Source organism: Collinsella aerofaciens (assembly GCF_901212495.1).
Classification (GTDB): Bacteria; Actinomycetota; Coriobacteriia; order Coriobacteriales; family Coriobacteriaceae; genus Collinsella; species Collinsella aerofaciens_H.
Map to the genome: position 1 here is coordinate 60,710 of NZ_CAAKNY010000011.1, position 7,620 is coordinate 68,329.

At 60.2% G+C, this 7,620-nt stretch carries 8 protein-coding genes; all 8 read left to right on the forward strand.

Translation table 11 applies throughout. The annotated features are described in order from the left end of the window. Window positions 1-244: 244 nt before the first annotated feature. On the forward strand, window positions 245-829 hold the full coding sequence (gene hpf / locus SFLMC1_RS00810) for a ribosome hibernation-promoting factor, HPF/YfiA family (RefSeq protein WP_035137685.1): 585 nt from the start codon (window positions 245-247) through the stop codon (window positions 827-829). A gap of 80 nt (window positions 830-909) precedes the next feature. Beyond that, window positions 910-1,863, forward strand: a complete 954-nt coding sequence (locus SFLMC1_RS00815) for a DegV family protein (RefSeq protein ID WP_152074966.1) — start codon at window positions 910-912, stop codon at window positions 1,861-1,863. A 92-nt stretch (window positions 1,864-1,955) separates the two neighbouring features. Beyond that, complete coding sequence (locus tag SFLMC1_RS00820) at window positions 1,956-3,035, forward strand: NAD(P)-dependent oxidoreductase (protein WP_152074965.1); 1,080 nt, start codon at window positions 1,956-1,958, stop codon at window positions 3,033-3,035. Window positions 3,036-3,040: 5 nt separating this feature from the next. After that, on the forward strand, window positions 3,041-3,469 hold the full coding sequence (locus SFLMC1_RS00825) for a hypothetical protein (RefSeq protein WP_152074964.1): 429 nt from the start codon (window positions 3,041-3,043) through the stop codon (window positions 3,467-3,469). Between the two features lie 15 nt (window positions 3,470-3,484). Then, window positions 3,485-4,183: a hypothetical protein gene (locus SFLMC1_RS00830; protein WP_152074963.1), complete on the forward strand. Its 699-nt coding sequence runs from the start codon at window positions 3,485-3,487 to the stop codon at window positions 4,181-4,183. Window positions 4,184-4,189: 6 nt separating this feature from the next. Continuing rightward, a complete protein-coding gene (locus SFLMC1_RS00835) occupies window positions 4,190-5,275 on the forward strand; it encodes an isocitrate/isopropylmalate dehydrogenase family protein (RefSeq protein ID WP_152074962.1) in 1,086 nt (361 codons plus the stop codon). A 126-nt stretch (window positions 5,276-5,401) separates the two neighbouring features. Then, window positions 5,402-6,481 (forward strand): hypothetical protein, encoded by a 1,080-nt coding sequence (locus tag SFLMC1_RS00840; protein ID WP_152074961.1) that lies wholly within the window; start codon window positions 5,402-5,404, stop codon window positions 6,479-6,481. Window positions 6,482-6,715: 234 nt separating this feature from the next. Beyond that, the gene (locus SFLMC1_RS00845) at window positions 6,716-7,447 is read left to right on the forward strand and encodes a GntR family transcriptional regulator (protein ID WP_152074960.1); all 732 of its coding nucleotides are present in this window, start codon (window positions 6,716-6,718) and stop codon (window positions 7,445-7,447) included. Window positions 7,448-7,620 lie beyond the last annotated feature (173 nt).

The window sequence follows — 7,620 nt, forward strand, 5'->3', positions numbered from 1 at the left end:
TTTCCCGACAGGGGAGCCCGGCTTTTTCGTTTCCATAAAACCAGCAGGTCAAAGACATTTTTCAGGTGCAAAACCACAGCGGCCGTCGCGCTCCCATAGCGCACTTTGCCACGGAAAAGTGCGAGACTTCGGTATGCGGTATCAAGCAATCGTTATTCGGGTCTTTGGGAATCCGCGTGATTAAATGCACGGCAATGGGTACATAGCCAGTACAGTAAGTTCCCGAGGCAGATTGGAGCCACGTATGGATATCAAGGTTTCTGGACGCAAGACGACGGTAACCGATGCTCTGCGTGCGCATGTGGATGAGAAGATCGGCGAGGCGCTCAAGGTTTTCGATATCGAGCCCATGACGGTCGACGTTGTGCTTCGTTATGAGAAGAATCCCTCGAACCCCAACCCGGCAATTGTCGAGGTCACGGTTCGTGCCCGCGGTTCTGTGATTCGCGTTGCCGAGCACGGCGCAGATATGTATGCCGCCATCGATCTCTCTGCCGATAAGGTTACCCGCCAGCTGCGCAAGTTCAAGACCAAAGTCGTGGACAACCGCCAGGGTGGTGCCAGCGCCGCGGATGTCGCACCGGTCGAGCGCGTCGAGGATCTGGCCGACCTGCTGCTGCCCGAGGAGGAGGACGACCTGCTCGTCCGCGAGAAGGTCATCGATGTCACCCCGATGACCGAGGAGCAGGCGCTGGTGCAGACCGATCTGCTCGGTCACGACTTCTACGTGTTCGAGAACGCGACGACCGGTCTCATCAATGTGGTGTATCACCGTAAGAATGGTGGATATGGCATCATCAAGCCCCGTATCGAAACACTTGACGAGTAAAATACGTTAACTTGCATGAGTTAACGGCTGGCGGCCATCCCATGCGGATGGCCGCCTTTTTTACGTAAGGAGTCGCTTTGATGGACAAGGCCGCATCCGCCGGTCATTCGGACCGTTGCCGCATCGTTGTCGATACCTGCTGCGACTTTAGCCCCGAGGTCGCCGTGAACCTCGATGTCGATATCCTGGGTTTCCCCTTCATTATCGATGGCGAGGAGCGCACGGACGACATCTGGTCGAGCATGAGCCCTAAGGAGTTCTACGACCGCATGCGCGCCGGTGCCCGCGTGTCCACCTCGGCTGTGTCGCTCGGTCGCTATATCGAGTTCTTTACCGAGTGCGCCAAAGAGGGCACGCCCACGGTCTACCTGTGCTTTACCTCGGCGCTGTCGTCGAGCTACAACTCCGCGTGCCAGGCGGCAGATGCCGTGCGCGCCGAGTATCCCAACTTTGAGCTCTACGTGGTCGATAACGCCCTACCCTGCGCGACCGGCGAGCTTCTGGCGCTCGAAGCCGTGCGCCAGCGCTCGGCGGGACTCACCGCCAGGCAGCTGGTCGATTGGGCAAACGAGGCCAAGACCTACGTGCACGGCTACTTTACGCTCGAGAGCTTTGACGCACTGGCCGCCGGCGGCCGCATTCCACCCGCGGCGGCGCAGCTCACGGCAAAGCTCGACGTCAAGCCCGAGCTCTCCTACGACCTGGCCGGCTCGCTGTCGCTGATCGGCGTCAACCGCGGCCGCAAGAAGGCACTCAAGTCCATCCTCAAGTCGTTCCGCGAGAACTACGTGCCCGATCGCACCATGCCCATCGCTATTATGACTGCCGATGCCGAGAAGGACGGTGACTGGCTCGAGGCCGCCATCCGCAAGGAGGAAGGCTGCGCCGACGCCACGATTATCCGTAGTTCCGTCGGTCCTACCATCGGCTCGCACGTGGGGCCCGGCATGGTGGCGCTTGCATTTTGGGGCAAGAATCGCGCCGAGAAAGCCTCGCTTTCCGACCGCATCGCGCGCCGTGTGCGCGGTGAGTAGACAGGCGCTACAACCACGGGCGCCCCGCAACTCAAGCGCTGGCACCGAGTATTTAACCTGGTAGCAACACCCAACCCAAAAGGAAAGGTTTCATGGCAAACAAGCTCTCTGTCGCATTTATCGGCACCGGAATCATGGGTGCCCCCATCGCCGGCCACATCTTGGACGCCGGCTATCCCGTCACGGTCAACAACCGCACCAAGTCCAAGGCCGCAGCGCTTATCGAGCGCGGTGCCGTCTGGGCCGATACGCCGGCCGAGGCCGTGGCTAACGCCGATGTCGTCTTCACCATGGTGGGCTATCCCTCCGAGGTCGAGGAACTCTACCTGGCGGGCGACGGCCTGCTCGCGTGCACCAAGCCGGGTGCGGTCTTGATCGACCTCACCACGAGCTCGCCCGAGCTCGCCCGTGACATTGCCGAGGCCGCCCAGGTATCTGGCCGCATGGCGTTTGACTGCCCCGTCACCGGCGGCGAGTCGGGCGCTATCGCCGGTACGCTCACGGCTATCGTGGGCGCTACCGAGAACGACATCGCGCCGGTTCGCGACATCCTTGCCACCTTTGCGGCCAACATCTGCTGCTTCGACGGCGCCGGCAAGGGCCAGGCTGCCAAACTCGCCAACCAGGTGTCGCTGGGCGCCTGCATGGTCGGCATGGCAGACGCCATGGCATTTGCCGAGCTGAGCGGCCTTGACCTGGAGAAGACCCGCCAGATGATCCTGGGCGGTACCGGCAAGTCCGGCGCCATGGAGAGCCTGGCTCCCAAGGCGCTCGACGGCGACTACAAGCCCGGCTTTATGGTCGAGCATTTCATTAAGGACCTGCGTCTGGCGCTCGCCTACGCCGATGACCGCGAGCTCGCGCTGCCCGGCGCCGATGTCGCCTTTACGCTCTACGACATGCTCGACGCCATCGGTGGTGCCAAGCTGGGCACCCAGGCCATCACGGTCCTCTACAAGGAGGAGGCCGACGCCATCGCCGCCGGTCTGGACTGGTCGCAGTATCGTCCCGAGGAGCACGGTGCTCACGAGGAAGGCTGCGGTTGCGGCGAACATGGCGACGACCATGAGTGCGGTTGTGGCCACCACCATGGCGAGGCCCACGAGTGTTGCGGCGGCCACGGCCATGACGACGGCCACGAGTGCTGCTGCGGCCACCATCACGGGGAGTAGCGCCCATGAGCTGGACGTTCGTGGTACTTGCGCTGGTGCTCTTTCTCTTTGCGATCTACATTGGCTTTTTGTGCGGCCAGTGGGCGTGCGAAAAGCGCGTCATCACCAAGCGCGACTACTGGATTGCCAACTTTGCGGGAGCGGCGGCAGTCGTCCTGCTGACCTGGGTGTTCTCGCTGTTCCCGCTGGTGCAGTTTGCGCCGATCGGCTGGCTCGGCGGCTTTATCGCCGGCCTTAAGATGAGCTTTGGCGAATCCGTCGGCCCATGGCGCAAGCACGACGAGGTCTTTAATGTCAACAAGGCCCATCGCGCCGCCGCCGATGCGGGCGACGCCGAGGACCGCCGTCGCGCACGCCACAATGGCGCTTCCGACCGACAGCTCATCTCAGTCACCGATGACAGCAAGGGTGCTGGCAAGCACGCCAAGAAATAAATAGAAGAGGTAACTATGGCAGAAAATAAAGACGAACAGCTCACCGACGAGGAGCTGGCACAGCTTCAGCTGGCAGAGGAGAACGAGAACGCCGTCGACCGCCTGGTCCAAGAGCTTGGCTGTCCCACGCGCCGCATCCGCCAGTTTGCCGCCCGCGTGCTGCATCTGCTTGCTGAGCGCGATCCCCAGCGCGTCGTGCCCTGCGCGCCCGCGCTGATCGAGGCGCTCGACCGCCCCGAGGCTCAGACCCGCTGGGAGGCCCTCGATGCCCTGGCGGCGCTCGCCACTACCTGCCCCGAGCAGCTGGGCGATGCCTTCGAGGGCGCCGAGACCGCGCTGTTCGACGAGATTTCCTCCACGCTGCGCTACGCCGCCTTCCGCCTGCTGTGCGTGTGGGGAGCCACGGGCGTCGAGCGGTCGCGCGAGGCTTGGCCGATTCTGGACGAGGCCATCCAGTGCTACCACGGCGACCTCGAGTATCGCGACATGCTCGGTTGCCTGTACGAGTTCGGCCGGGGCGAGATCGACGCCGAGGTTGCCGAGAAGCTCGCACTGCGCCTTAAGTTCGACGCCGAGAACGGCAAGGGCAGCTATCTCAAGGCCCGTTCGAGCGAGATCTGCGAAATGCTTGTTAAACGTTTTGGCCTGGATCTCTCCAAAAAGAAGAAGCGTGCTAGCGTTAAAAAATCCGACGACGCCGAAGACGAGGAGTAACAGATTATGGCGCACGATGTAGTCCTGATTCCCGGCGACGGTATCGGTCCCGAGATTACGCAGGCCATGCGCCGCGTGGTCGAGGCCACCGGTGTCCAGATCAACTGGAACGTCCAGGAGGCCGGCGCCGGCGTCATGGACGAGTTTGGCACGCCGCTGCCCCAGCATGTGCTCGATGCGGTCGCCGAGACCAAGGTTGCCATCAAGGGTCCCATCACCACACCGGTTGGCACGGGCTTCCGCAGCGTCAACGTGGCCCTGCGCAAGCACTTTGACCTGTACGCCTGCGTGCGCCCCTGTCTGTCGCAGCCGGGCGACGGCTCGCGTTTCCGCGACGTCGACCTGGTCATCGTGCGCGAGAACACCGAGGACCTCTACGCCGGCATCGAGTTCGATGAGGGCGCTGCCGAGGTCGAGGAGCTCTCGCATCTCGTTGAGCGTTCGGGCCAAAAGACCTTCGCCGCCGATTCCGCGATTTCGATCAAGCCGATCTCCATCGCCAAGAGTCGCCGTATTGTGGAGTATGCCTTTGAGTACGCCCGCCGCTGCGGCCGCAAAAAGGTGACGGCCGTACACAAGGCCAACATCATGAAAGCGACCGACGGCCTGTTCCTACGCGTTGCGCGCGAGGTGGCCGCCAACTATCCCGATATCGAGTTCAACGACAAGATCGTCGACGCCACCTGCATGGGCCTGGTCCAAAACCCCGACGACTTCGATGTCCTGGTGCTGCCCAATCTGTACGGTGACATTGTGAGCGATCTGTGCGCTGGCCTGGTGGGTGGCCTGGGTATGGCCCCCGGCTCCAACATCGGTGCCGACTGCGCCATCTTCGAGGCAACGCACGGCTCCGCGCCCGATATCGCTGGTCAGGATATCGCCAACCCCACGGCCGAGATTCTGTCTGCGGCTATGATGCTCGATCATCTGGGCGAGAACGATGCTGCCAATCGTATCCGCGCCGCCGTCTCTGCCACGCTCGATGAGGGTAAGCAGGTTACCGGCGACGTACGTCGTGCCCAGACTGGTTCCGTCGAGGGTGCGGTGGGTACGCAGGCCTTCGCCGATGCCGTTATTGAGCACCTGGCCTAAAGCATGCAGGCTGCAAACGCCTAAATAGTACTTAAGTGTTTGCGTATAACCTAAGAATCAATATGCCCGGCGCCTCGTCGGGCGTATTCTGTTAGGGATTGTGTTCCCAATAAGGAGTAGCTGACTATGGGTCTGATTCAAAAGAAGGACGAGAAGGACGAGATCGACGGCATCCAGATCATCGAGCGCGGCGAAGGCCCCGACGGTGATGATGACGAGAAGATCGATCTGGTCGCCGGCACGTCTGCCGAACATATTGCCGCCGGCACGACCGCCGAGGAGGAGGACGCTCGCCTGGAGGCAAAGGTCGCCGCCGACGCCGCCGACGAGAACCTCATGCCCGAAGAGCAGGACGATGACGACTGCGACGTGGACGACCATGCATCCAAGCACAAGAAGACGATGATTGCCGCCTTTGTGGTCGCCATCGTGATTGCTGCGGTGGTCGGCTTCTTTATTGGCAATGGCGGCTTTGGCGGCAAGGGTGTCGGCTCGGCTACCCTCACCGAGGACCAGCTCGATTCGACCGTGGCAAGCTATAGCTACAACGGCAAGAAGAGCGATATCACCGCGCGCGAGGCCATCGAGAGCCAGTATAGCCTCGATAAAGTCAAGAATAGCGATGGCAATTACACCGCTCCGTCCGCCGACGTCATCCTGTCCTATGTGCGCAACAAGATCCTACTCGATGCTGCCGAGGACGAGGGCATCACTGTCTCTTCTAAGGAGATGAAGAAGTACGCCGAGGATTCTATCGGCACTTCGGATTACGGCACCATGGCCAAGCAGTACGGCGTGTCCAAGGATCAGGCCAAGCAGATCGTCCGCCAGTCCGCGACGCTGCAGAAGCTCTACAAGAAGAAGGCGGGCGATAGTGCGAGTATGCCGACCGCTCCAACCGAGCCTTCCGACGGCAACGAGGACACCGCGAGCAAGGATTATGCCGACTACATCATCAACCTTGCCGGTGACGAGTGGGATAGCGAGAAGGGCACCTGGAAGGACGAGAACAGCACCTACGCTAAGGCCTTCGCCAACGATTCCTTTACCGCCGATAGCGCAACCTATAAGCAGGCCATGACCGCCTACTACACCGCCTATCAGCAGTATTCTTCGCAGGCCTCCAGCGCCAGCTCCAAGTGGACCGGGTACGCCAACGGCCTGTACGCCAAGGCCAACATCAGCATCTACGGCCTGTTTGCATAAGGTTCGCCTGAGCTTCCGAGTGCGAAGCCGGTATATCTGATTAAGCCCGTTAGAACGGACATCGTTCTAACGGGCTTTTTGCGTTGCGGGAGAGATTGGTATTACAGTGTAAAGCTTATCTACTCGTAAAAATTGAAATATATGGGTTGACCTGCTGTTATTCTATTAAAACTGCTATAGTACGTGGTGTCTGGTTACAACCAATTTCGAGTCATTTATCCGGCAGGTATCATTATGGCAATGGGAGCGCGCAAACAACCTCTGTACGATCAGCTCGTCGATTTGCTGACCGATAAGATCGATCACGAGCTTCGACCCGGCGACTATTTGCCGTCCGAGCGCGATCTGTCGGAACGCTACGGGCTTTCGCGTACGACGGTTCGCCTTGCTCTGCAGGAGCTTGAGCGCTTGGGCTTGGTGGTCCGTCAGCGCGGCCGCGGAACCATGGTGTGCGACCGCTCTCTGCAGACGGCAAACCTCACGCAAACCTATAGCTTTACCGAACAGATGAAGGCGATTGGCCGTGTGCCCAAGACGACGATTCTTGAGTTTACCGAGGTCGAAGCTGACAAGAATATTGCCGTAGAGATGAACGCGCGTCTGGGCGAGCGTCTGTACAAGATCAAGCGCCTGCGCATTGCCGATGGCGTGCCGCTGATGATTGAGTGCACGTATCTGCCAAGCCGCAAATTCTTTGCGCTTAAGCGTCCCATGATTGAGAACAAATCGCTGTACGACATGATCGAGCAGGACTATCACGAGAAAGTTCGACTGGCCGAGGAGGAGTTCTATGCGAGTATCGCCCGCCATTCCGATGCACGTCTGCTCGAGATTGCCGAAGGTGCGCCGGTCCTCGATTTGGTTCGTACCACCTATGACATGAACAACGAGATTATCGAGTATACGCGTTCGGTTGCGCGCGCCGACCAGTTTAAGTACAAGGTCTACCACAACCGCGCCGTCTAGAGTTATTGGGTATAAACGGCTTGGCGTGTTTTGCGACGGGTGCAAAGTGTGCCGAGCGGTAGAAGGCAATGAACAATCGCTCAAATTAACAATGCAGTGGTTTTTGACCCGCCCTTAAACACACTGCGGGTACGGGAGCATAGATGAGCACGTATGCTATCAAGGCCGACAAG